Here is a 24,579-nt window from a genome sequence, read left to right on the forward strand (position 1 = left end):
CGATAATCTCAACTATCGTGCGACGCTCCGCGTCGGCATGCCGTTCAGGACGCTCTGCGTCCTCTTGCGACGCAGAGCGTGGGAGCGATAGGCAATAGGCCCTAAAGCCCCAGACACGAGAGCATGATGAACGTCGCGAACAGCACGAAGTGGGTCATGCCTTCGATGGCATTGGTTTCGCCATCGTTGAGGTTGATGGCGGACACCAGCAGGGTGATGAAGATCATCACGGTCTGCACCGGAGTCATGGCCATCTGGAAAGGCTGGCCACTGTATAGCGCCATGGCTTCCATGACCGGAACCGTGAGGATCACGGTCGACAGCGACGCACCCAACGCGATGTTGACCACCGACTGCATGCGGTTGGCCAGCGCGGCACGCAGGGCCGTGAGGATCTCCGGCGCGGCAGAGATGGCGGCGACCAGAATGGCGGTCATCACCGGCGGCGCACCGGTGCCTTCCAGGCCCAGGTCAACCGTCTTCGACATTACTTCGGCCAGCGCGCCGATCACCACCACGCCGACAACCAGTGTGGCAATTGAGCGGGTTAGATTGACCGGCTCTGCATGCGCTTCAGCCGTATTGGGACCCTGGCTCTGACGCTTCTTCTTTTCCGGATAGCTGTAGCTGAAAAAGTAACTGTGCGGCCCGACCTGCATGCGCAGGAACAGGGTGTAGAGCAGGATCATCGCGCCGATGGTAAACGCCGAATAGATCTTCCAGTCACCCTTGGGAATGAACTCGGGTACGACCATCGACACGCCCATCGCGGTGAGGATCATCACGCTATACGTGCGCGCCGAGTCATCGTTATAGGACTGTTCGCCGTGCTTGATGCCGCCCATCAGCGCCGCAAGACCGAGGATGCCGTTGATGTCGAGCATCACCGCCGAATAAATCGTGTCCCGCACCAGCGTTGGCGACGGCTCGTTGCTCATCATGATCGCCAGGATCACCACTTCGACCGTCACCGCCGACAGCGTGAGGATCATCGTGCCGTAGGGATCGCCGACCTTTTCCGCCAGCATCTCGGCATGGTGGGCAACGCGCATCGAGGCGCAGATGATGAACGCGACCAGCGCCAGCCCGGACACCAGCGCCACAACCTGACCGTTGCCTACCAGCACGTGCTCCAGTGGATAAGCGACGAACATGGCAATGATTGCCAGCAACAGAAACTTTTCTTGCTTGAGCAATGCGCCCATTTTTATTCCCCAAACCTTGCGACATCGCCGCGGATGTACATGAAGGTGGCCAACAGTGAAGCGTGTCAGAGTAGCTTGTGTGACAAAAGGTTTCATAAAATAGCCCGAATGCGAACCGCACCCACGCGTAAATGACTTTTGATCCCGTCGCCACGATGTGAAATAGTGCCCGCCGTTTTCAACAATAGTGCCTGCCGTTTTCTTCGCGGCCTTCAGGGCGCGCCTGTTTTTCCTGATTCCGTTTTGTTAGAAAGGACCTTTGCCATGCGTGCTTTTCGACTTCCGCATCTGCTGGCTTGCGGCCTGCTGACCCTGATGGCGAGTGCAGCCCAGGCCGCACCTATCGACATCGATGACGGCCAACACAAAGTTCACCTGCCTGACACCCCCAAGCGCGTGGTGGTGCTGGAGTTTTCGTTTCTCGACGGACTGGCTTCGGTCGGTGTGACGCCGGTCGGTGCCGCCGACGATGGCGATGCCAACCGCGTACTGCCCAAGGTGCGCAAGGCCGTCGGCGAATGGCAGTCTGTGGGCCTGCGCTCGCAACCCAATATAGAAGTGATCGCGCGGCTCAAGCCGGACCTGATCATTGCCGACCTCGGTCGCCATCAGGCGCTGTACAACGACCTCGCCAGCCTGGCACCGACGCTGATGCTGCCGTCACGCGGCGAGGATTATCAGGGCAGTCTGAAATCTGCCGAGCTGATCGGCGTGGCGCTCGGCAAAGGCCCAGAGATGCAGGCGCGGATCGCGGAGAACCGCCAGCACCTGAAGACTGTTGCCGAGCAGATTCCGGCCAACACCAACGTGCTGTTCGGCGTCGCCCGCGAAGACAGCTTCTCGGTGCACGGCCCGCACTCTTATGCGGGCAGCGTGTTGCAGGCGATCGGTCTGAAGGTCCCGGAAGTACGCAAAGACGCCGCGCCCACCGAATTCGTCAGCCTGGAGCAGTTGCTGGCATTGGACCCGAACTGGTTGCTGGTCGGTCATTATCGTCGCCCGAGCATCGTCGACAGCTGGAGCAAGCAGCCGCTGTGGCAGGTGCTTGGCGCAGTACGTAACAAGCAGGTAGCTGAAGTGGATGGCGACAGCTGGGCGCGCAATCGCGGGATCATGGCGTCCGAGCAGATCGCCGACGATGCGCTTGCCGTACTCAAGGGCGGCAAGGCCGTGCTGAACCCGTAAATGCGTCGCTGGCTGATGGCAGGCGTGATCACCGCGACCTGCCTGGGACTGTTCTGGGTGTCGCTGTTCGCCCTGTCGTCGCTCAGCATTCGTCAGGTGGATGCCTGGAACGGACTGATCACGCAGGGCCGCGAGGGCGGTAATATCGCTTACATCGTCGCGCAACTGCGCGTGCCACGCGCCCTGTGCGCGGCGCTGGTCGGTGCCTGCCTGGGCGTGGCGGGCGCGTTGATGCAGGGCATCACCCGCAACCGTCTGGCCTCCCCATCATTGTTTGGCGTCACGGCGGGCGCAGCGTTGGGGCTGGCGCTGTTTTCCACAGGTCTGGTCGCTCTGCCCTTCCCCGGTGGCGCTCTTTTAATGACCTGCCTCGGCGGTGCACTGGCATGGGTCACCGTGTTCAGTCTTGGCGGTGCATGGTCACCCGCCACGGCTCAGGGCCGACTGGTGCTGGCGGGTGTAGCCGTCGCCGCGCTGTGCGCCGCATTGACCCGCCTCACGGTAATTCTCGTCGAGGCACAGGCGCAAAGTGTCCTCAACTGGCTGGCAGGGTCGCTGGCCAATGTAGGCGCGGCGCAATTGCAACTGCTCTGGCCGTGCACGCTGATCGGCGTGGTGCTGGCGATTGCCTGTGCACCGCGCTTGAACCTGATCAACCTCGGTGAAGACGCTGCGCGTTCGCTGGGCGTGCGCATCGGTGCGTTACGCCTGCTGGTATTCGTGGTCAGCCTGCTGCTGGTTGGCGCCAGTGTCTGTGCAGTCGGGCCGATCGCCTTTGTCGGCCTGATCGCGCCGAACATCGCTCGCCAGTGGCTGGGCAATGACTACCGCTGGCTGATCCCGATCAGCGCCGGCATGGGCGCGGCCATCGTGCTGGCCTCGGACCTGATCAGCCGCGCCGTGGCCTTCCCGGTGGAAACACCGGCCGGGGTAGTGACGGCATTGATCGGCGCGCCGTTCTTTCTGTTTCTGGCGAGGCGTGCGCTATGAACCACCCGCGCTCGAGGCTGTTGTTGCTGATGACTCTGCTGGCACTCGCCCTGCTGCTGAGCCTCAGCGCTGGCACCGTGTGGCTGACACCCGGCGCCGTGCTCGATCACCTGATCGCCCACGACAGCAAGGACTTCGAAGTCTGGAATCACCGCCTGCCACGCGGCCTGATCGCAATCATGACCGGCTGCGCGTTCGGCCTGGCTGGCGCCATCGTGCAAGGCGTGATTCGCAACCCGCTGGCCTCGCCGGAAATCCTCGGCGTCACCCAGGGTGCCGGGCTGGCGCTGACCATTGCGATTATCGGCCTGCCACAGTTACCGGTATCGGCGCTGCCGTTTGTGGCGTGTCTGGGCGGCGCGGCGGGTGCGCTGCTGCTGGCGCTGTACAACACCGGCGTGCAGTTTTCAGGGGTGCGTTTCGCGCTGTCCGGGGTGGCGATTGCGGTGACGCTGTCGAGCATCACCGAGTTCCTGATCCTGTCCAACCCGCTGGATATCAACACCGCCCTGCTGGCGCTGACCGGCAGTTTGTGGAGCCGCAACTGGCACCACGTCTTGCTGGCCACGCCGCTTCTGCTGCTGATCCCGCTCAGTCTGCTGCTGGCCAAACCACTGAACCTGATCGGCCTGGGTGACGAGGCGGCGCAGAGCCTGGGCACCGGCCTCACGCGTACGCGCTGGCTGTCGATGGGCAGTGCCGTGCTGTTGACCAGCCTGGGGGTGGGCATTATAGGCCCGGTGAGCTTCGTCGGCCTGGTCGCACCACACATGGCCCGTCGTCTGGTCGGCGGTCATCATCAGTACCTGCTGCCCGCCTCGATGGTGCTGGGTGCGTTATTACTGGTGCTGGCAGACACGCTGGGACGCACGCTGATCGCGCCCAGCGAAATTCCGGCCGGGATTCTCACGGCGGTGATCGGCGCTCCGTATTTCCTCTGGCTGCTGGCCCGATTCAAAGGTTGATCCCATGACTATTCTGAAGGCGCAGCAACTCGACATCGGCTACGGCGCAACGCGCATCGTGCAAGACCTGTCGTTCAGCCCGCCGCCTGCGCAGGTCACTGCGCTGATCGGCCCCAATGGCTGCGGCAAATCCACCCTGCTCAAGGCCTTCGCCCGAATTCTCACCCCGCAATCGGGCAGTCTCAGTCTGGATGGCACGGCCTACCGCCAGCTATCGGCCAACGAGCTGGCGCGCAAGGTGGCTTTTCTGCCGCAAGTGCTGCCGATTCCGGAAGGCGTCAGCGTACGCCAGCTGGTGGCGTACGGCCGCAGTCCGCACAACAGTCTGTGGGGTCGCCTGAGTGGCGCCGATCAACGCAGTGTCGATCAAGCCTTGCAGCGCATGGAGCTGGACACACTGGCCGAGCGCCCGCTGTCGGATCTGTCCGGCGGGCAACGACAGCGCGCCTGGCTGGCGATGATCCTTGCGCAGGACGCGGCCATCGTCCTGCTCGACGAGCCGACCACCTATCTGGACATCAGCCATCAGGTCGAGCTGCTGGACCTGATGCGTGAACTGAGCGCCGAAGGCAAGACGGTGATTACCGTGCTGCATGACATCAATCAGGCCTGCCGCTACGCCGACCACCTGGCGGTCATGCAGGGTGGACGTCTGGTGACCTGCGGCGCGCCGGGCGATGTACTGACGGCCGAGCTGGTCTGCCAGGTGTTCGATGTGCAGGTGCAGATCATGCGCGAACCCGTGGCAGGCACGCCGATGTGCATCGTCGAGCGCAGCACGCGCTGCACCAGTTAGCGGCGTAACCTGCAGCGTCTGCACCTTCCCGCTGCATGGTGAAACAGGCAGGCAAGCGGCAAAGCGCGCCAGCATCGTAAGTTGTCCTGTTGGTCAGTTATTTGCATTGTCGGGGTATGCACTCCAACAAGACCGCAAGGAGCTAGACCCGATGCACCTGACCAACCCACGTCGTCCTCTGAAAAAACTGCTGTGTGCCATGGCCGCCGTTGTCGGCATCGGCTCCAGCCTGCTCGCCTCGGCAGCCGATCCGCTGAAAGTCGGATTCGTCTACATCGGCCCCATCGGCGACCACGGCTGGACCTATCAGCATGAACAGGGCCGTCAGGCGATGGTCAAGGCGCTGGGTGACAAGGTGACCAGCAGCTACGTGGAAAACGTGCCGGAGGGCGCGGACGCCGAGCGGGTTATCCGCAACATGGCCAAGGGTGGTTATGACCTGATCTTCAGTACCTCGTTCGGCTACATGAACCCCACGCTGAAAGTCGCCAAGCAGTTCCCCAAGGTGAAGTTCGAGCACGCGACCGGCTACAAGCAGGACAAGAACATGGGCACTTATCTGGCCCGTACCTATGAGGGTCGCTACGTGAGCGGCTACATCGCCGCGAAGATGACCAAGACCAAGAAGATCGGTTATGTCGCCTCGTTCCCGATTCCTGAAGTGCTGCGCGACATCGACGCCATCCAGCTGGCGCTGAACAAATACAACCCGGGCACCGAGATCAAGGTGGTGTGGGTCAACTCCTGGTTCGATCCGGGCAAGGAAGCCGATGCGGCCAATGCGTTGATCGATCAGGGCGTGGACGTGGTGTTCCAGCACACCGACAGCCCTGCGCCGATCCAGACCGCCGAGCGGCGCGGCGTGTATGCCGTCGGTTATGCCTCGGACATGGCTCACTTCGGACCGAAAGCAGTGCTGACCTCCATCGTCAACAACTGGGGCCCGCACTACATTCAGGCCGCCGAAGGCGCCATCGCAGGGACCTGGAAACCACAGGATTACTGGGGCGGCCTGAAGGAAGGAACGGTCGAATTGCCGATCAGCGACGTGGTGCCTGCTGACGTGAAGGCCGAAGCGCAGAAGATCATTGCCAGTATTGAAAGCGGCGAATTTCACCCGTTCACCGGCCCGATCAAGGACCAGAACGGCACCGTGAAAATTGCTGACGGTGTGGTCGCGACCAACGCCGAGCTGGCATCGATGAACTACTACGTCGAAGGCATCAAGGCCGAGCTGCCCAAGTAATCAGTCCGCCACTTGCCTGACCATCGTGCCTGCTGCGCCAGGCACGATCATCGACACCCGACACTTCCTTTCAGGACCGGTTAATGGACCAGCTTCCCGTCATCGACATCGCCCCGCTCTACGGCACGGACACTCAGGCCTGGCAGGATGTTGCCGGGCAAATCGACAGTGCCTGTCGGGCATGGGGCTTCTTTTACATCAAGGGCCACCCGATCAGCGCGCAACGCATCGAGCAGGTGCAATCGGCGGCAAAGGACTTCTTCGCCCGGCCGGCAGCTGAAAAGCTCCTGATCGATATCACCCAAAGCACCCATCATCGCGGCTACGGCGCCATCGCCACCGAACAACTGGACCCCAGCCTGCCGAGTGACCTCAAGGAAACCTTCGACATGGGCCTGCACCTGGATGCCCGTCATCCCGACGTGCTGGCGGGCAAACCGCTGCGTGGGCCAAACCGGCATCCGGACATTCCCGGCTGGGAAGCGCTGATGGAGCAACACTATCTGGACATGCAGGCGCTGGCGCAAACCCTGCTGCGCGCCATGACCCTGGCACTGGGCATCGAGCGTGATTTCTTCGATCAGCGCTTCAAGGACCCGGTCAGCGTACTGCGCATGATTCATTACCCGCCGCGTGATACAGCGACCTCAGCCGAGCAACAAGGCGCAGGCGCGCATACCGATTATGGCTGCATCACTCTGCTGTATCAGGACACAGCGGGCGGCTTGCAGGTGCGTGATGTGCGCGGCGAATGGATCGACGCGCCACCGCTTGACGGCACCTTCGTGGTCAATCTGGGCGATATGATGGCGCGCTGGAGCAACGATCGTTACCTGTCCACGCCGCATCGGGTCATAAGCCCGCTCGGGGTCGATCGCTACTCCATGCCGTTCTTCGCCGAACCGCACCCCGACACGCGCATCGAATGCCTGCCCGGTTGCCAGAGCGACGATCATCCTGCCCGCTATCCGGTGACCACCTGCGCCGAATTTCTGCTGTCGCGCTTCGCGGACACCTACGCTTATCGCCGCGAACAGGAGGCAAGTTGAACGTTCGGTCAGGTTTTACCCTGCGCAGCGACGTGCATCTGTAGAATGTCCGGGATCTGCACCTGATGAGAAAAGAATATGTACGACTGGTTGAACGCCCTGCCCAAGGCAGAACTGCACTTGCACCTCGAAGGCTCGCTGGAACCCGAGTTGCTGTTCGCCCTGGCCGAGCGCAACAGGATTGCCCTGCCGTGGGATGACGTCGAAACCCTGCGCAAGGCGTATGCCTTCAACAACCTGCAGGAATTCCTCGATCTGTATTACCGGGGCGCAGACGTATTGCGCACCGAACAGGACTTCTACGACCTGACGTGGGCCTACCTGCTGCGCTGCAAGGCACAGAACGTTATCCACACCGAACCGTTCTTCGATCCGCAAACCCACACCGACCGTGGCATCCCGTTCGAAGTGGTACTGGCCGGGATTACCGGTGCGCTGAAAGATGGCAAGTCGAAGCTGGGCGTCGACAGCGGCCTGATCCTGAGTTTCCTGCGCCACCTGTCCCAGGAAGAAGCCGAAAAAACCCTCGATCAGGCGCTGCCGTTCCGTGATGCGTTCGTTGCCGTGGGCCTCGACAGCTCGGAGATGGGCCATCCGCCGAGCAAGTTCCAGCGTGTGTTCGATCGCGCGCGCAACGAAGGCTTCCTGACTGTGGCTCACGCCGGGGAAGAAGGTCCGCCGGAATACATCTGGGAGGCACTGGACCTGCTGAAGATAGAACGCATCGACCACGGTGTTCGCGCCATCGAAGACGAGCGGCTGATGCAACGCATCATCGACGAACAGATCCCGCTGACCGTCTGCCCGCTGTCCAACACCAAGCTTTGTGTGTTCGACGACATGGCCCAGCACAACATCCTCGACATGCTCGAACGTGGTGTGAAGGTCACCGTCAACTCGGACGACCCGGCCTACTTCGGTGGCTACGTGACCGAGAACTTCCACGCGCTGTACACCCACCTGGGCATGACCGAAGATCAGGCCAAACGCCTGGCGCAAAACAGCCTGGATGCACGACTGGTCAAGCCCTAAAGAGGGAATGAGCGAGTTACATCCATCGCTGCTCATGCTCTGCGTCGCAGAGGACGCAGAGCGTCAGGAACTGCATACCAACGCGGAGCATTGGCACGATAGTGGTGGGGCAGGCGCCTCCATCGTTCCTCACGCTCCGCGTGGGAATGCCTTTCGCGACGCTCTGCGTCGCAAGAGAACGCGGAGCGCGCAGAACTGCGTGCCGACGCGGACCGGTGGTACGTTAGTGGTGGAGCGCGCCACACCTGCCGCTCCCGTCAGGCCGCCGCTGCGATCTTGCTGATTTCCCGCTGCCCACTGGATGAGACCTGCAAGGTGCTGGACTCTTCAGTGGTGCGCAGCCAGCCCATCTGAATGAAAAGCTGCAACAACCCCGCCCCCAGCGCGCCGCCCAGATGCGGATTGCTATCGTTCCATTTCGGACAGACACACACCGTTTCGCGCTTGCGTTGCGCCAGTGCGGGAATGTAGATACCGCGTTCGGCAAATCTGGCCACACCCTTGCTGGTAACTTCGACGCGCTTCTCCTGCTGTTCTATCCAGCCCGCCTCCAGCAGACGCTGATAAAGCTCGGCAGCCATCTCGCCACCCAGATGATCGGAGCAGACTCTTGCGCGGCGCAGCGGCAAGGGCGGCGCAGGCTGGGCAAAGCGACGATTGATCTGTTCAGCACTGGCCAGCGAAGCACAGGCCAAGGCCTCGACCGCCGCCCCCACTTCCGGCGCAGCGAGGCGAAAGAAGCGCTTGCGGCCGCGGACCTCCTGTTTCAACAGACCACCACTGGTCAGCCGCGCCAGATGGGCGCCGGCAGAAGAAGTCGAGAGTCCCGCCAGGATTGCCAATTCATCGGCAGGGCGAGCAGTACCATCCATCAGTGCCCAGATCATTGCGCTGCGCTTGGGGTCAGCCAGCAAGGTTGCGATCTGGCTGATGCAAGGTCCGTATTCCATGTGTTCACTCCCTGTTGAAACATTCATCTATGGTGATGACTGGGTGAAAGCAATCACGCCTCGATAGAGTTGAACGTGGCTCTTATATGTCATGACAAGTATAAACTCTATGCCCTCCGCCCCCGTTGGATGAAAAACGCCTCTTACACACGGTGGGTACACCACGACGCAAAAAATCGCCCAAGTATGGCGTGCTCCATCAACATCAAGTTATTCCCGCGACTACACCGCAACCCCTCTATTCAAGGGGTTTGCAGCGACACTTCAAAAGAGGATTAAAAAGACAAGCGTAATGGCTATGACAAAAATGCCAAATCCACTCAACAACAGTCAGTTTCAACTTTGTTCCGGCAGCGAAACTTCGCGTTATTGAACGGCCTTCGAAAATTATATTTTCCGACATTTCCGAAGGCCATTTCCTACTGGGGCGCGGCGATTAAAACACGCTGGCGGACGACAGACTTACAGCATGTTGCTTACACCGTGACCTGAGCATTTCCAGTAACAGAATGACAGGCTTGCTGAGTTGCGCCCGATGCGCGCACAACAGGTTCAATGGCGCCCGCTCCCCGATCAGGTCGGGCATCAACACTTTCAGGTGCCCGGCCCGCACATCAGCGGCCACGTCCAGCCAGGATTTGTACGCCACACCTTCGCCCGCCACCGCCCAGCGGCGCACCACGTCGGCATCGTCGCTGAACCAGTTGCCGCTGACCGTCAGACTTATTTCGCGCTTGCCGTCGTTCAGCGTCCAACGGTCATGAACGCGATCGCCGAGCATGAACAGCAGGCAGTTATGCTGCGCCAGTTGCTCGACCTGATGCGGCTCGCCATGACGCTGCAGGTAACTCGGCGCCGCACACAGTACCCGGCGATTGTCAGGCAACACCGGCAGTGCGACCAGGCTGGAGTCTTCCGGCTCGCCGTAGCGCAGCGCCACGTCGACAGGCTGGCGGAACAGATCGGCAATACGATCACCCAGCAGCAGACGCACAGTCAGTTGCGGATGCTGCTGTTGAAATTCGTCGAGCCACGGCAACAGCACGTTGCGCCCCAGGTCCGATGGCGCCGAGAGTTGCAGCACGCCCTCGCAACGGTCCTGGCTGCTGGCCAGCAAACGCCGCCCCTCCTCAAGGCTGCCCAGCGCGGCACGCGCGTATTCCAGAAACCCCTCGCCTTCGGCAGTCAGGCGCAGGCTGCGCGTCGAACGGGCCAGCAAGCGCGCGCCCAACTGCCGTTCGATACGCTTGAGCGCCGCGCTGGCAACCGCCGCAGACAGGTCCATGACCCGCGCTGCGGCAGAAAGGCTGCCCAGATCCGCTGCACGTACGAACAACTGCAAGTCATCAAAACGCAGCATCAAGGCCCCGTATTATCAAAATAAAATTGAAAGAGCCTGCCGTTTTAGCGGGTTTTATCTTTGCTGGAAATAGCCAATGATCTCTTCATCATTTTCTTTCGGAGAGGCCCCTGACATGAAAGCCATTGCGTACTATCAGTCCCTGCCCATCAGCGACGTGAAATCATTGCAGGATATCGAGCTGCCCGAGCCGGTGGCTGGCGATCGCGATCTGCTGGTCGAGGTCAAGGCCATCTCCGTCAACCCGGTGGACACCAAGATCCGCCAGAACGTCCAGCCTGAGGACGGTGCAGGCAAAGTGCTGGGCTGGGACGTGGCCGGAGTGGTCAAAGCCGTCGGCAGCCAGGTCACGCTGTTCAAGCCGGGCGACAAGGTGTTCTACGCAGGCTCTCTGACCCGGCCAGGTGCCAATAGCGAGTTGCACGTGGTGGATGAACGCATCGTTGGCCACATGCCCAAGCCCCTGAGCTTCGCCCATGCGGCGGCGCTGCCGTTGACAGCCATCACCGCTTGGGAACTGCTGTTCGAGCGACTGCAGATCCCGCAGCAAAAAGGTGAAGGCGCACACAGTCTGCTGATCGTCGGTGCTGCCGGTGGCGTGGGTTCGATCCTGATCCAGCTGGCGCGCAAACTGACCTCGCTGAAAGTCATCGGCACCGCCTCGCGGCCCGAGACCGAAAGCTGGGTCAGCGAACTGGGCGCGCACCATGTGCTGGATCACAGCAAGCCGCTGAGCGAAGAACTCAAGCGCGTCGGCCTGAACCACGTGACTCATGTGGCCAGCCTGACCCAGACCGAACAGCATCTGGATCAGCTCGTCGAGGCACTCAAGCCACAAGGCAAGCTGGCGCTGATCGACGACCCCAAGTCGCTGGATGTGTCGAAACTCAAGCGCAAGAGCCTGTCGCTGCATTGGGAGTTCATGTACACCCGGTCGATGTTTGAAACCGAGGACATGATCGAGCAGCACAACCTGCTCAACCGGGTTGCCGAGCTGATCGACGCCGGTACGCTGAAAACTACCTTTGGCGAGCACTTCGGCACCATCAATGCCGAAAACCTGCGCCGCGCTCATGCCCTGCTGGAAAGCGGCAAGGCCAAGGGCAAGGTCGTGCTGGAAGGTTTCTGAGCCACAGAGGCCTGGGCCGTGTGAAGTCGATGGTATCAGTCACGCCCGGCGCGACTGACACCACCGCTTTGGCGATCAGGCGGTCTGGAGCGATGCGTCGCGCCGTGCCTGCGCACGGCGCGTCAGCACCGAGATGCCCACAGTCAGCACGCCGCACAGGCTGATGACCAGCGCCATTGGTGTGGCCGTGCCATCATGCAGCAAGCCCACCAGACTGGCGGCGACGGCGGCAACGCTGAATTGCAGGCACCCCAGCAACGCCGACGCACTGCCCGCGCGCGCCCACTGGCCATTCATGGCGCAAGCCGATGCATTGGGGATGATGCACCCAAGACTCGCCACACAAATGAACAGCGGCACCAGCAGCGGCCAAAGCGCTTCGGTGCGCAGCAAGCTGATCGCCAGCAACACCAGCCCCGCAGCCAGATAGATCCAGACCGTGCGCGACAGCAAAAACGCCGGACCGGTCTTGCGCAGAATACGCGCATTGATCTGCGCCACCAGAATGAAGCCCGCCGCATTCATCCCGAACAGCCAGCCGTAATGCTCGGCAGGCACGCCATACAGCTTGATGAACACAAACGGCGAGCCCGCGACGTAGGCGAACATCCCGGCCATGGCGATGCCACCGGTCAGCGCATGACCAATGAACACGCCGTCCTTGAACAGATTGAGGTACTGGCCCAGCGCGCCGCTCAACGGCTGGCGCGGCGTGGTGGCCGGCATGCTTTCCGGCAGCCCCAGTGCAACGGCCGCCAGACAGGCACCGCTGAACAGGGCCAGGCTGACGAAGATCGATTGCCAGCCAAAGGTGCTGACCAGCACGCCGCCCAGCATGGGAGCCAGAATCGGTGCCAGGCCCATGACCAGCATCAGTTGCGAGAAGACCTTGGCCGACTCGACAGCGTTGCACTTGTCGCTGACGATGGCGCGCGACAAGACCATTCCGGCACAGCCACCCAGCGCCTGCACGAAGCGTGCAGCGATCAGCCATTCAAGACTCGGCGCAAAGGCGCAGGCGACCGAGGCCAGCATGAACAGGGTCACGCCGACCAGCAGCGGAATGCGCCGACCGAACCGGTCAGCCACCGGACCATAGGCCAGTTGCCCCAGGGAAAGCCCCAGAAAGTAGGCCGCCAGGGTCAGCTGTACGTGTTTTTCATCGGTCCCGAAATACGAGGCCATGGCCGGAAAGCCAGGAAGATAGAAGTCGATGGCCAGAGGGCCGAAGGCGCTCAATGAGCCAAGGATAAGGATCGTTCGTAGATTCATCGGGTGTCCATTAACGGATGCAGAGCAACGGGCTAGTTTACCCGGCTTACCTTGCAGAGAACGACGGACGGGGGAATTAATTCAAAATTTTTCAATGTTTACAGACCGGGAGACCGCATTGATCTCCCGGGTCTGGATCATGCCGGCTGCGCCTGATAACCCTCTTCGCTGATCAGGCTGACAATCCGCTCGGGCGACAAACTGCTTTGCACCTTGACCTGTTTACTGGCCAGTTCGACCTGAACATCGGCGCTCGGATCGTCATGCTTGATGGCCTCGGTCACCGCGCGAACACAGTGCCCGCAGGTCATGCCTTGAACGTTGAATAACTGCATGGTGTCACTCCTTCAGTGATGAACAGTAAGCATCTTCAACCTTGTCATCATGGCAAGGTCAAGTTTCTGTCATTGCTGCCGGGCTGGCATTCGGCGTAATCGTGAGCCAAGCTGAGTGATCGACACCTATACCGTCAGCCACATTTACATCAGGAGTATCAGCGATGCGCTGGTCAGCAGTCAGCCTCTTCAGCATTCTCGGTTTCCTGGCTATCACCCCTGCCACTCAGGCGGCTCAGGACTACGGCATCCTGATCATTTCCCGCGAGCGCCTGGAAGTCGCGACCTCCTGCGAGATCGGCATCTACGTTCAGGACCGCCTGGCCGGCAGGCTGTTTCAGGAAGACTCGGTGTCCTTCAACCTGCCGGCAGGTGAAGTCTCGGTGCGGCTGAGCACCCTGCGCGGCAATGTCGTGGGCTGTGAACCCGGCATGGAAGCGCCGCGCAGCACCAAGATTCAGCTGCGCTCCGGGGATATCCTCAAGTACCGCATTGCTACCGACCTCAACGGGCTGTACCTCAAGAAAGCCGACCTCAACTATTGATTCGCGCTTGACCTTGCCCATATGGCAAGGTTGATCCTTGCAGGCAGCCAGCCTCAGGGAGTGATTCACATGCAAGACACCACCACCTTCGACCTGCCGATCAGCGGCATGACCTGCGCAAGTTGCGCAGGTCGGGTCGAGCGTGCCCTGGCCAAAGTGCCGGGGGTCAACAGCGTAACGGTCAACCTGGCCAATGAACGCGCCCATGTAGACACCGCAGCGCACACCGATCCGCAAACCCTGATCGACGCCGTCAGCCGCGCCGGTTATGGCGCCACCCTGAGCCAGGATCGTCACGCCGAAGCCGATCAAAAAGCCCGTCACTTGCATAACGAGCGCTGGGCCTTGCTGCTGGCCATCGCGCTGGCGCTGCCGCTGATCCTGCCGATGCTGCTGACCCCGCTGGGCGTGCACTGGATGCTGCCCGCGTGGGTGCAGTTTGCGCTGGCGACGCCGGTGCAGTTCATCCTTGGCGCACGCTTTTACGTGGCCGCCTGGAAAGCCGTGCGCGCAGGTGCCGGCAATATGGACCTGCTGGTCGCCATCGGTACCAGCGCCGGCTACGGCCTGAGCGTCTATCAATGGCTGCACGCTGCGCCTGGCACAACGCCGCATTTGTATTTCGAAGCATCGGCGGTGGTGATCGCGCTGGTGCTGCTGGGCAAATACCTGGAAAGCCGCGCAAAGCGTCAGACCGCCAGTGCTATCCGTGCCCTTGAAGCACTGCGCCCGGAGCGTGCCCTGCGGGTGGTCGACGGCCTCGAACAGGACGTCGCTATCAGCGCGCTGCAGCTTGATGATCGGGTGCTGGTCAAACCCGGCGAACGCTTTCCGGTGGACGGCGAAGTGGTCGAAGGCCGCAGCCATGCCGACGAAGCGCTGATCACCGGTGAAAGCCTGCCGGTGGTCAAGCAACCGGGCGACAAGGTCACCGGCGGGGCTATCAATGGCGAAGGCCAATTGCTGATCAGGACCACAGCGCTGGGCGCAGAAACGGTGCTGGCGCGCATCATTCGTCTGGTCGAGGACGCCCAGGCAGGCAAGGCTCCGATCCAGAAACTGGTGGATAAAGTCAGCCAGGTGTTCGTGCCCACCGTACTGGTGATTGCCTTGCTCACGCTGGTCGGCTGGCTGCTGGTCGGTGCCTCGCTTGAAGTCGCGCTGATCAATGCCGTCGCTGTACTGGTGATCGCCTGCCCTTGCTCGCTGGGCCTTGCGACGCCGACAGCGATCATGGCCGGGACCGGCGTGGCTGCGCGCTATGGCATTCTGATCAAGGACGCCGAAGCGCTGGAACGGGCTCACGAGGTCGATGCCGTGGTGTTCGACAAAACCGGCACGCTGACCTCGGGCACGCCGCGTATCACCAACATCAGCGCGGTGCTGGGCAATGAAGAACACCTTCTGCAACTGGCGGGGGCGCTGCAACGCGGCAGTGAACACCCCTTAGCCAAAGCAGTGCTGGATGTGTGTCATGAATGGCAACTCAAGCCTGATGCCGCGCAAAACAGCCGCGTACTGAGTGGTCGGGGCATCGCTGGCAGCGTTCAGGGCCGTGAACTGGCGCTGGGCAATCGACGTTTGCTAGAGGAAAGCGGCCTGCCGATGGGCGATCTGGCCGAGTCCGCGCGCATCTGGGAAACCGAGGGGCGCACGCTGTCCTGGCTGATCGAGCAGGCTCCGGAGCCAAAGGTGATCGGCATGTTTGCCTTTGGTGACACGCTCAAGCCCGGAACCGATCAGGCGATCAAAGCACTGAATGCGCGGGGCATCACCAGCCATCTGCTGACTGGCGATAACCGTGGCAGTGCCCAAGTGGTTGCCAGGACATTGGGGATACACGACGTGCATGCCGAAGTGCTGCCTGCCGACAAGGCGGCCACCGTCACTCAACTGAAAAGCCATCATGTGGTCGCGATGGTCGGTGACGGCATCAACGATGCTCCGGCGCTGGCGGCGGCGGATGTCGGTATCGCGATGGGCGGCGGGACCGATGTCGCCATGCATGCAGCGGGCATCACCCTGATGCGCGGCGATCCGCGACTGGTTCCGGCCGCCCTGGACATCAGTCGAAGGACCTACGCGAAAATCCGCCAGAACCTGTTCTGGGCGTTCGTCTACAACTTGATCGGCATTCCGCTCGCGGCGCTGGGCTATCTCAATCCGGTACTGGCGGGCGCGGCCATGGCGCTGTCGAGTGTCAGCGTGGTGAGCAATGCGCTGCTGCTGAAAACCTGGAAACCCCGCGACCTGGAGGACGCACCATGAATATCGGTCAAGCGGCGAAAAACAGTGGCTTGAGCGCGAAAATGATCCGCTATTACGAATCCATCGGCCTGTTGCAGGCGGCGCATCGCAGCGACAGCGGCTATCGCGTGTACAGCGCGGACGATCTGCACACGCTGGCGTTCATCAAGCGCTCAAGAGACCTGGGGTTTTCGCTGGAAGAAGTCGGCAAACTGCTGACCCTCTGGCAGGACCGCCAGCGGGCCAGCGCCGACGTCAAGGCACTGGCCCGGCAACACATTGCCGAGCTGAACAAGAAGATCGAAGAACTGGCGAGCCTGCGCGATACGCTTCAGGAACTGGTGGAACATTGCCAAGGCGACGACCGCCCCGACTGCCCGATCCTCAAGGACCTGGCGTCGGGCGGGTGCTGCTAGCCACACCGCAAGGGCCCCTACTGCATCCACACGCACTCCCGAGGGAGCGAGCTTGCTCGCGAAAGGGCCCGTACAGGCTCCGAAAACAACGCGCCTGATCCATCGCCTTCGCGAGCAAGCGAAGGTCGCCCGGCTCGCTCCCACAAAAGCTTTACTGCATCCACGGCGGTGGTGGCTCTTCGGTGGATTTGCTTGGTGGCGCATCGTCTGCCGCGCGAGCTGCCTGGCGACGGGCTTCGTCGAGGCGGGCGGCTTCGATTTCGCGCAGTACGCCGCCCACATCGGCTTCGTCCTCCGGCTCATCGAATTCGCCGGTCAGCACCGTGGCGGGCGACAAGGTGCCTGCCTCGTAGTACGACCACATTTCCTTGGCGTACTTGGTCTTTCTGAGCTCCGGCGCGAAGCGGCCAAAGTACAGCGCCATGTTGCCGACGTCGCGCTCCAGCATGCTGAACGCATGGTTGTTGCCCGCGGCATCGACCGCTTGCGGCAAGTCGATGATGACCGGACCGGACGGCGCCAGCAGCACGTTGAACTCGGACAGGTCACCGTGCACCAGACCGGCACACAGCATCAGCACGATCTGCTCGATCAGGAACGCGTGATACTCGCGCGCCTGATCCGGCTCCAGCACGACGTCGTTCAGACGCGGCGCTGCATCGCCGTACTCGTCGGCCACCAGTTCCATGAGCAGCACGCCTTCCAGGAAGTCGTACGGCTTGGGCACCCGGACACCTGCGCTGGCCAGACGAAACAGCGCAGCCACTTCGGCATTCTGCCAGGCGTCTTCGGTTTCCTTGCGCCCGAACTTCGAGCCCTTGGCCATGGCGCGGGCCTGTCGGCTGTTGCGTACCTTGCGGCCTTCCTGATACTCGGCCGCCTGACGGAAACTGCGTTTGTTAGCCTCCTTGTAAACCTTGGCACACCGCAGCTCATTGCCGCAACGCACCACATAAACAGCTGCCTCTTTACCACTCATGAGCGGGCGCAGCACCTCGTCGACCAGACCGTCTTCGATCAGGGGTTCAATGCGTTTAGGAGTTTTCATCAGCTTTTATTGTGGGTCCTTTGTTGCCAGATACGCGATTGTTGCCGTTATACGGCAATCCTCCGCCAGCGAGTAGGGGTAACCCCCTGTGGATTGAAAGGTTTTTTAAGAAAAAACCACGCAATCCCCCGGTTTAAAGCACCTTTCGTGCCGTACAGCAGGTCGAAGATATTCCGGGACAAAACATGTAAAAGCAGAAAAACCCGCGTTAGATGCACTCATTAGTGCACAAGGCATCCCGGCCTTACTTGAACAAGTCACCGAGGGTGTGACCGAACAAACCCTTGAACGCAGCGATGAATGCTGACGTCGAGTCATAACCGCAGGCCAGCGCGGTATGCGTCACACTGGCGCCCTCTTCCAGTGCAGAAAGCGAAGACAGTAACCGTGCCCGCTGCCGCCAGCCGCGAAAGCTCAATCCGGTTTCCCGCTGAAACATTCGCATCAGAGTTTTCTCGGAGGTCCCGAGACGGGCGGCCCAGTCGTGCAGGGTAATCAACCGACCCGGCTCCTCGATCAACTCGTTGCACAGCCCCAGCAAACGCGGATGACGCGGCAACGGCAGTGAAAAGCCGACTTCGGGCAACTGCGCCAGTTGATCCAGCAGGACCTGCACCAGCCGCGCCTCATGGCTGTCCTGCTCGGGATAATCCACGGGCAGCAGGCAGAAGCTCTTGATCAGCTCACGGGCCAGTGGCGTGACTTCCAGCACCCTGCAGCGCTGCGGTGCCCACCCCGAATCTGCCGTGCGAATGTACAGGCTGCGCATTTCGGCGCGCATGGAGGTCACTACCTCATGCTCAAGCCCGGCAGGCACCCAGACGCCCCACTGCGGCGGCGCAAAGAAACTGCCCTCGGCGGTATGCACCCCCAGAACCCCGCTGATGGCGTAGGAAAACTGTACCCAGTCGTGGCGATGGGGCGGCGTCCACGAACCGGCAGTGAGGCTTTCAGCACGGGCATACAGCGGGCGCGGCAGGCCGGCCAATGCCGGTATCTGCCGTTCGCCCGTAGGCTGCCGCTGATTGATCTGTCCGTTACTCGGCATCTTATGGCCTTATGTCGCAAGACGGCTATGGCGCAACAGAGTAGCCTGCACGCATCTCTGTGTACAAACGTTCTACGGACCCCGCATGCAATCACTCAAACACTTCAAACGCGTCGCTACCGACTGGTTCCTCTGGGGCATGGTTCTGGCGACGGTGCTCGCCTACTTCTTCCCGCGTTTCGGCGCTACCGGCGGCAGCATGCACGCTGAATACGTCATCAAGGTCGGCGTGTTCGTGGTGTTCTTTCTGCATGGGGTAAACCTGTCCAGCGAGCAGATCAAGAAAGGCCTGACCAACTGGCGCCTGCACGTGATGATCCAGGTCTTCACCTTCGTGGTGTTCCCGCTGATCTGGCTGGCGTGCCAAAAGCTGCTGGGCTCGTATGTGCCGGCGCTGCTGATGCTGGGTTTCCTCTACCTGTGCGCCCTGCCCTCGACCATTTCGTCTTCGGTGGCACTGACCGGCAGCGCAGGCGGCAATGTCCCGGCAGCGATTCTCAACGCCAGCATGTCCAGCGTCATCGGGATTTTCATCACCCCGTGGCTGGTCAGCCTGGTGGTCGGCACCGGCGCTGGCGGGATCGATCTGGGCGATACGCTGCTCGACCTGTGCGCCATGCTCCTGCTGCCACTGGTGCTTGGCCAGCTAATGCGGCCGTTGCTGGGCAAATTTTTCGCCCGTCACAAGAAGTACACCAACCTGATCGACAAGCTGGTGATTCTGCTGCTGGTGTACGCGGCGTTCTGCAACTCGATGATCTCCGGCATGTGGCAAAGCCAGGGCAACAGCGTGATCCTGACGGCGTTCGTCGGCACCGCGCTGCTGCTGGCGGTGATCCTGTTGATGACCACCCGCACGGCGCGGGCGCTCAAGTTCGATCATGCCGACAAGGTCGCGGCGGTGTTCTGCGCCACCAAGAAATCCCTCGCCGCGGGCGCGCCGATGGCTGCACTGATTTTCGGCAGCAACCCGGGGCTTGGCCTGATTCTGTTGCCGATCATGATCTACCACCCGATGCAGTTGATCGTGTGCTCGATCATCGCCGAGAGCTACGCCAGTCGCCATCGCCAAGAGCTTTCGGCCGCCGCGCTGGAAGAGGCTCGCGCCGCGTGAATGCGGCTTACATCAGCGCGTCATCATCCAGTGTGACGCGCGCATAGAAGACGATCGCCACGGTAGGGATCAGCGCGGAATAACCCGGCCGCAGCGCAGTGCCGAAGTGCGTCAGCAGGCGTTGCACCGGGGCCTGGCGAATTGCACCCAGTAAGCCCTTGACCGCGCCGGGCGCCTCGTCGGGCTGCGCGGTCTTGAAAAACGCTGCCACGGTCAGGCGCTCGGCCAGTGCATCGACATGCGCGGCATAGATATCCCAGCTCATCGCGCGGACACTGGCGCGCGGCATCTGCACCAGCGGGTGCGCGCTGTTGAACGCATGGCGAAAGAACGTTCTGAGCAGCAGCTCTTCCACTTCAACCACCGTCGCACATTGGTGCAGCGCGTCGCCCAGACCGTATTGCCGCGCCAGCATGCCCAACACTCGCGTATAGGGCACGCCGCGACGCCGGGCGGCATTGATCAGAAAATGCCCGGCGACCAGCTGGAATTCACGCACGAATGCGTACGTACGGTCCGCTTCAGTGGCCTTGAGGCGCGTCCAGCGACTGCTGCGCAAGTGCTTGATGGCCGCCTCCAGCACGTAGTCAGGCGAACGGGCCAGAACGCTGTGCAACCAGACGTCCTGCAAAACCGGGTCGCGGGTCATGGTCGGTAGCACCGCAACGCCGGTTTCCAACCCTTCACAGCCACTGAAGCGGGTCGCAATCAGCACTTCCTGCAAGCGCTGCCAGTAATGGTGATGGCGATAACCCTGCATGCGCACGTTCTCGAAGTGCTCGACCGGCGTGCGTCCCAGGCTCTTCTCGCCCAGGTTCAGCAAGAGCACATGATCTTCCGTGGAATACGCATTGATCAGCCGTCCGCTGATTCTCTGCTTGAGCAGCTCGGCCTCGGCGGCATCGATACGCACGGCAGCGGCCATCAGCAATACATCGCCCACCACCAGCCCGTGCTCGGGTGTCTGCTGCAGGTCCTTGAGCGCGCTGACCAGCAGCCGGCCGCCCAGTGAATGACCGATCAGATTGACCCGCCTGACGTCGGGATGATGCTCGAACAGGTAGCGATCCAGCTGTGCAAACAGCACCTTGCCCATGTCGCGGGCACGGTTGCGGATGCGCGCGAAGTGAACGACCCGGTCCCCCGCCAACGCCGCCGCGCCCGCGAGCGGGTGCACACGGGCAGCAGCCATGAGCAGGCCACGGGAACGGTTGTCCATCTGGGTGAAATGGCTGGATGGCCAGAACGCCAGAATGTTCACGCTCTTGCGCAATGCACCGGGGATGCTGTTGGCCAACAGGCGTCGGTCATCCAGATCGTGCCCTGACGAATAGCCGTGAATGAAGACGTTGGCGACCTCGCCCGATGTCTTGGGCAGGGTCAGAAATTTGAAGTGATTTTCCACGTTGTCCTGTCACACATGGGCGGTTTGCACGCTCAATTTCTGGCGATGAAGCGCTTGGCGATCAGTACGATCAGTCGCAGGCAGAACATGATACCGGTCACCGCGATGACCCATTTGGCCACCAGCAGGAAGTAAACCTCCGTTTCATCGGAGACCAGCCCCACCAGCAAGCCCATCCCGCCGATCAGCAAACCGATCAGCACCAGCCCGATATAGGGCCTCAGCCAGCGAGTCCGCGAGCCTTTGTCGAACAGATAGAGCACGGTGCCGATCAGAATCAGAAGTACCGATACCCCAATGATGAACCCCATGCCTTACCTCAACGTTACAGGCTAACAATGCTGATTGATCATCCCGCGCACGGATGCGACGCGGAGCGTCACGACATGCATTCCCACGCTGGAGCGTGAGGAACGATAGGTGCCCGGAAGAACACTTATCGTGCCAGTGCTCTGCGTAGTTCAGTTGTGGATTATGCCCATGACCCCAGCCATTTGCCTAACGCTCCAGAATTGCCGTCACGCCCTGGCCGCCTGCGGCACAGATCGAGATCAGTCCACGTCCGCTGCCTGCCGCATCCAGCAGCTTGGCCAGGTTGGCGACGATGCGGCCTCCGGTTGCGGCGAACGGGTGGCCGGCAGCCAGTGAGCTGCCCTTGACGTTCAGTTTGCTGCGATCAATAGACCCCAACGGCGCATCCAGCCCCAGACGGGTCTTGCAGTAATCGGCGTCTTCCCAGGCCTTGAGGGTGCACAGCACCTGCGCGGCGAAGGCTTCGTGAATTTCGTAGTAATCGAAGTCCTGAAGGGTCAGGCCATTGCGGGCCAGCAGACGCGGAACGGCGTAGACCGGTGCCATCAGCAGCCCTCTGCTCCGTTGACGAAGTCCACCGCCGCAGCTTCGCCATCGCGCCAATAGGCCAGCACCGGCAGGTCCCGCTCGCGAGCCCATTCCTCGCTGGCCAGCAACACCACCGATGCGCCATCGGTCAGCGGTGTCGAATTGCCCGCCGACAAGGTGCCCTTGGCGCTGCGCTCGAACGCGGGCTTGAGGCTGGCCAGTTTTTCAAGCGTCAGGTCCGGACGCAGGTTGTTGTCACGGATCAGCCCCAGATACGGCGTCATCAGATCATCCTGCCAGCCCTCGGCGTAGGCTGCCGCCATTTTCAGATGGCTCTCGAGCGCCAGTTGATCCTGCGGCCCGCGCTCTATGCCCCAAGTCTGCGCCATCAGCTCGCAATGTTGACCCATCGACAAGCGTGTACGTGGCTCGCCGTTACGCGGCAGCTCCGGTTTGAGGTGGTGTGGACGCAGCTGCATCAGGGCCTTGAGCTTGTCACCGGGCGTCTTGCTGCGGTTTACCTGCAGCAGGATTTTGCGCAGCCCCTCGTTGACGCCGATCGGTGCATCGGACGTGGTGTCCACGCCGCCGGCAATGCCGCACTCGATCTGCCCCAGAGCGATCTTGTTGGCCACCAGCAACGCCGCTTCCAGCCCCGTACCGCACGCTTGCTGAATGTCGTAGGCCGGGGTCTGTGCCGAGAGCCGCGAGCCGAGCACGCATTCGCGGGTCAGGTTGAAGTCTCTGGAGTGCTTGAGCACCGCGCCCGTCACCACCTCGCCCATGCGCAGCCCGTGCAGATTGAAGCGCTCGATCAGCCCTTCCAGAACAGCCGTGAGCATGTCCTGATTGCTGGCCTTGGCGTAAGGGCCATTGGAGCGCGCGAACGGAATGCGGTTACCGCCGACGATGGCGACCCGACGAGGATGCGTCATGGAAAACTCCCTTTCTTCAAGCGAATGAACGAGCCGTGCCGATCGCAAGAACAAACGTCATGCCACCGTGGTCCATTCCTTTGAACCCCGACTTCAGGAGAGTGTTCCATGCCGTCAGATCGCTACATTGATTTCGCCAACTCCGACATGGGTCGGCGCCTGGTGAAGGCCGCCGGTCTGCCCGCCCCCACTCACCTGGAGCGCTGGCAGGCCGGACGTCTGCGGCCCGTCGAAGGGACGCTGCTGATCAGCGCCGGGCCGCTGGGGGATCAGGTGCGCCAGTTCGCCAGCCGCCTGACCGACTCGCTGTACAGTTTCGGCAGTGAGATGCCCGGTGCCACGACGTGGGTGTCCAACCAGGGGCCGCGCCTGAAAGCAGTCGTGTTCGACGCCAGCCAGATCCTGCGCACCGAGCAGCTCAGGCAGTTGCGGGATTTCTTTCAGCCGCTGCTGCGCAATCTCGATCACTGCGCACATGTGGTCATTCTCGGTAAATCCCCCGAGACACTCGCTGATCCGCTGGCCGCCAGCACTCAACAGGCCATCGAAGGTTTCAGCCGCTCACTGGCCAAGGAAGTGCGCAACGGCGCCACGGTCAAACTGTTGCAAGTGGATGACGACGCGCAGGATCAACTGGAGGGCGCCCTGCGCTTTTTCCTCACGCCCAAGGCTGCGTTCATCTCCGGCCAGTTCGTCCACCTGAAAGCCTGCACGAGCAAGGTGCAGGACTGGACCCGCCCGCTGGCCGGACGCAAGGCAGTGGTAACGGGCGCTGCACGCGGCATTGGCGCGTCTATAGCCGAAACCCTGACACGTGATGGTGCGCAGGTCATTCTGCTGGATGTACCGCAGACCAAAAACGAGCTGGAGGCACTGGCCTCGCGGCTTGGCGGTCAGGCTCTGGTGCTGGATATCTGCTCGGCGGATGCTCCGGCACAGTTGCTCGAACACCTGCCCGATGGCGTCGACATACTGGTGCACAACGCCGGCATCACGCGCGACAAGACGCTGGTCAACATGCCGGAAGATTTCTGGGACTCGGTACTGGCGGTCAACCTCAATGCGCCGCAAGTGCTGACTCAAGTGCTGCTCGACGCGGGAGCCTTGAAGGACAACGCCCGCATCGTGCTCATGGCCTCGATCAGCGGTATCGCCGGTAATCGCGGGCAAACCAACTACACCACCAGCAAGGCCGGTCTGATCGGTTTTGCACGGGCCATGGCCCCCGGACTCAAGTCACGCGGCATCAGCATCAACGCCGTCGCGCCGGGCTTCATCGAAACGAAAATGACCGCGCACATGCCGTTCACCCTGCGTGAAGCCGGGCGGCGCATGAGTTCGCTGGGTCAGGGCGGCTCGCCACAGGACGTTGCCGAAGCAGTGGCGTGGTTCAGCCAACCGGGCAGCGGCGCGGTGAGCGGTCAGGTTCTACGTGTATGTGGTCAAAACGTGATCGGGGCTTAAGCA

22 protein-coding genes and 1 pseudogene are annotated in these 24,579 nt (G+C 61.7%); 13 read left to right on the forward strand and 10 right to left on the reverse strand.

What is annotated here, in order from left to right:
• Positions 1 to 101: 101 nt before the first annotated feature.
• The gene (locus ACW55A_RS25160) at positions 102 to 1,205 is read right to left on the reverse strand and encodes a calcium:cation antiporter (RefSeq protein WP_455809344.1); all 1,104 of its coding nucleotides are present in this window, start codon (positions 1,203 to 1,205) and stop codon (positions 102 to 104) included.
• A 264-nt stretch (positions 1,206 to 1,469) separates the two neighbouring features.
• Here ACW55A_RS25160 and ACW55A_RS25165 point away from each other — a divergent pair, with 264 nt between their 5' ends.
• From ACW55A_RS25165 to ACW55A_RS25195, 7 genes are all read left to right on the forward strand, one after another.
• On the forward strand, positions 1,470 to 2,390 hold the full coding sequence (locus ACW55A_RS25165) for a Fe(3+) dicitrate ABC transporter substrate-binding protein FecB (protein ID WP_003431850.1): 921 nt from the start codon (positions 1,470 to 1,472) through the stop codon (positions 2,388 to 2,390).
• Positions 2,391 to 3,380: an iron-dicitrate ABC transporter permease FecC gene (gene fecC / locus ACW55A_RS25170; protein WP_498811861.1), complete on the forward strand. Its 990-nt coding sequence runs from the start codon at positions 2,391 to 2,393 to the stop codon at positions 3,378 to 3,380.
• Positions 3,377 to 4,345 (forward strand): iron chelate uptake ABC transporter family permease subunit, encoded by a 969-nt coding sequence (locus ACW55A_RS25175; protein WP_003366481.1) that lies wholly within the window; start codon positions 3,377 to 3,379, stop codon positions 4,343 to 4,345. Before fecC ends, ACW55A_RS25175 begins: the two co-directional genes overlap by 4 nt.
• 4 nt (positions 4,346 to 4,349) lie before the next feature.
• Positions 4,350 to 5,141, forward strand: a complete 792-nt coding sequence (gene fecE, locus ACW55A_RS25180; protein WP_003431853.1) for a Fe(3+) dicitrate ABC transporter ATP-binding protein FecE — start codon at positions 4,350 to 4,352, stop codon at positions 5,139 to 5,141.
• 151 nt (positions 5,142 to 5,292) lie between these two features.
• Complete coding sequence (locus tag ACW55A_RS25185) at positions 5,293 to 6,387, forward strand: BMP family ABC transporter substrate-binding protein (protein WP_003366477.1); 1,095 nt, start codon at positions 5,293 to 5,295, stop codon at positions 6,385 to 6,387.
• An 83-nt stretch (positions 6,388 to 6,470) separates the two neighbouring features.
• Entirely contained in the window at positions 6,471 to 7,436 is a 966-nt protein-coding gene (locus ACW55A_RS25190) for a 2-oxoglutarate and iron-dependent oxygenase domain-containing protein (protein WP_003366475.1), read from the forward strand.
• A 78-nt stretch (positions 7,437 to 7,514) separates the two neighbouring features.
• Positions 7,515 to 8,468, forward strand: coding sequence for an adenosine deaminase (locus ACW55A_RS25195; protein ID WP_003366473.1), 954 nt, complete (start codon positions 7,515 to 7,517; stop codon positions 8,466 to 8,468).
• 257 nt (positions 8,469 to 8,725) lie between these two features.
• On the opposite strand, the gene ACW55A_RS25200 is transcribed toward ACW55A_RS25195, so the two are convergent.
• Entirely contained in the window at positions 8,726 to 9,418 is a 693-nt protein-coding gene (locus ACW55A_RS25200; protein WP_003350954.1) for an ArsR/SmtB family transcription factor, read from the reverse strand.
• Positions 9,419 to 9,854: 436 nt separating this feature from the next.
• Entirely contained in the window at positions 9,855 to 10,778 is a 924-nt protein-coding gene (vimR, locus tag ACW55A_RS25205) for a transcription regulator VimR (RefSeq protein ID WP_498811872.1), read from the reverse strand.
• Between the two features lie 115 nt (positions 10,779 to 10,893).
• Here vimR and ACW55A_RS25210 point away from each other — a divergent pair, with 115 nt between their 5' ends.
• Positions 10,894 to 11,907, forward strand: coding sequence for a zinc-binding alcohol dehydrogenase family protein (locus ACW55A_RS25210; protein WP_498811875.1), 1,014 nt, complete (start codon positions 10,894 to 10,896; stop codon positions 11,905 to 11,907).
• Positions 11,908 to 11,982: 75 nt separating this feature from the next.
• On the opposite strand, the gene ACW55A_RS25215 is transcribed toward ACW55A_RS25210, so the two are convergent.
• Both ACW55A_RS25215 and ACW55A_RS25220 read right to left on the reverse strand, forming a co-directional pair.
• Positions 11,983 to 13,179 carry a multidrug effflux MFS transporter gene (locus ACW55A_RS25215; RefSeq protein ID WP_032609231.1) on the reverse strand — a complete coding sequence of 399 codons (1,197 nt, stop codon included), beginning with the start codon at positions 13,177 to 13,179 and terminating at the stop codon, positions 11,983 to 11,985.
• A gap of 137 nt (positions 13,180 to 13,316) precedes the next feature.
• Entirely contained in the window at positions 13,317 to 13,514 is a 198-nt protein-coding gene (locus ACW55A_RS25220) for a heavy-metal-associated domain-containing protein (protein ID WP_003366461.1), read from the reverse strand.
• Between the two features lie 164 nt (positions 13,515 to 13,678).
• On the opposite strand from ACW55A_RS25220, the gene ACW55A_RS25225 reads away from it, so the two are divergent.
• From ACW55A_RS25225 to cueR, 3 genes are all read left to right on the forward strand, one after another.
• Positions 13,679 to 14,059 (forward strand): hypothetical protein, encoded by a 381-nt coding sequence (locus ACW55A_RS25225; RefSeq protein ID WP_003366459.1) that lies wholly within the window; start codon positions 13,679 to 13,681, stop codon positions 14,057 to 14,059.
• A 69-nt stretch (positions 14,060 to 14,128) separates the two neighbouring features.
• Positions 14,129 to 16,327 carry a heavy metal translocating P-type ATPase gene (locus ACW55A_RS25230; RefSeq protein ID WP_455809352.1) on the forward strand — a complete coding sequence of 733 codons (2,199 nt, stop codon included), beginning with the start codon at positions 14,129 to 14,131 and terminating at the stop codon, positions 16,325 to 16,327.
• Positions 16,324 to 16,722: a Cu(I)-responsive transcriptional regulator gene (gene cueR / locus ACW55A_RS25235; RefSeq protein ID WP_003366456.1), complete on the forward strand. Its 399-nt coding sequence runs from the start codon at positions 16,324 to 16,326 to the stop codon at positions 16,720 to 16,722. Before ACW55A_RS25230 ends, cueR begins: the two co-directional genes overlap by 4 nt.
• A 151-nt stretch (positions 16,723 to 16,873) precedes the next feature.
• On the opposite strand, the gene ACW55A_RS25240 is transcribed toward cueR, so the two are convergent.
• Both ACW55A_RS25240 and ACW55A_RS25245 read right to left on the reverse strand, forming a co-directional pair.
• The gene (locus ACW55A_RS25240; RefSeq protein WP_003366454.1) at positions 16,874 to 17,770 is read right to left on the reverse strand and encodes a PA4780 family RIO1-like protein kinase; all 897 of its coding nucleotides are present in this window, start codon (positions 17,768 to 17,770) and stop codon (positions 16,874 to 16,876) included.
• Positions 17,771 to 18,014: 244 nt separating this feature from the next.
• A complete protein-coding gene (locus ACW55A_RS25245) occupies positions 18,015 to 18,818 on the reverse strand; it encodes an AraC family transcriptional regulator (RefSeq protein ID WP_498811883.1) in 804 nt (267 codons plus the stop codon).
• An 85-nt stretch (positions 18,819 to 18,903) separates the two neighbouring features.
• On the opposite strand from ACW55A_RS25245, the gene ACW55A_RS25250 reads away from it, so the two are divergent.
• Positions 18,904 to 19,932, forward strand: coding sequence for a bile acid:sodium symporter family protein (locus tag ACW55A_RS25250; RefSeq protein WP_054081324.1), 1,029 nt, complete (start codon positions 18,904 to 18,906; stop codon positions 19,930 to 19,932).
• Between the two features lie 7 nt (positions 19,933 to 19,939).
• On the opposite strand, the gene ACW55A_RS25255 is transcribed toward ACW55A_RS25250, so the two are convergent.
• From ACW55A_RS25255 to ACW55A_RS25265, 3 genes and pseudogenes are all read right to left on the reverse strand, one after another.
• Complete coding sequence (locus ACW55A_RS25255; RefSeq protein WP_455809356.1) at positions 19,940 to 21,337, reverse strand: DUF726 domain-containing protein; 1,398 nt, start codon at positions 21,335 to 21,337, stop codon at positions 19,940 to 19,942.
• Positions 21,338 to 21,369: 32 nt separating this feature from the next.
• Complete coding sequence (locus ACW55A_RS25260) at positions 21,370 to 21,648, reverse strand: hypothetical protein (RefSeq protein WP_455809357.1); 279 nt, start codon at positions 21,646 to 21,648, stop codon at positions 21,370 to 21,372.
• 187 nt (positions 21,649 to 21,835) lie between these two features.
• Positions 21,836 to 23,112, reverse strand: a pseudogene (locus tag ACW55A_RS25265) (acetyl-CoA C-acetyltransferase).
• A 108-nt stretch (positions 23,113 to 23,220) separates the two neighbouring features.
• Here ACW55A_RS25265 and ACW55A_RS25270 point away from each other — a divergent pair.
• Positions 23,221 to 24,576: a 3-oxoacyl-ACP reductase gene (locus tag ACW55A_RS25270; protein ID WP_369625523.1), complete on the forward strand. Its 1,356-nt coding sequence runs from the start codon at positions 23,221 to 23,223 to the stop codon at positions 24,574 to 24,576.
• Positions 24,577 to 24,579 lie beyond the last annotated feature (3 nt).

Source organism: Plantibacter cousiniae (nom. nud.) (assembly GCF_977070315.1).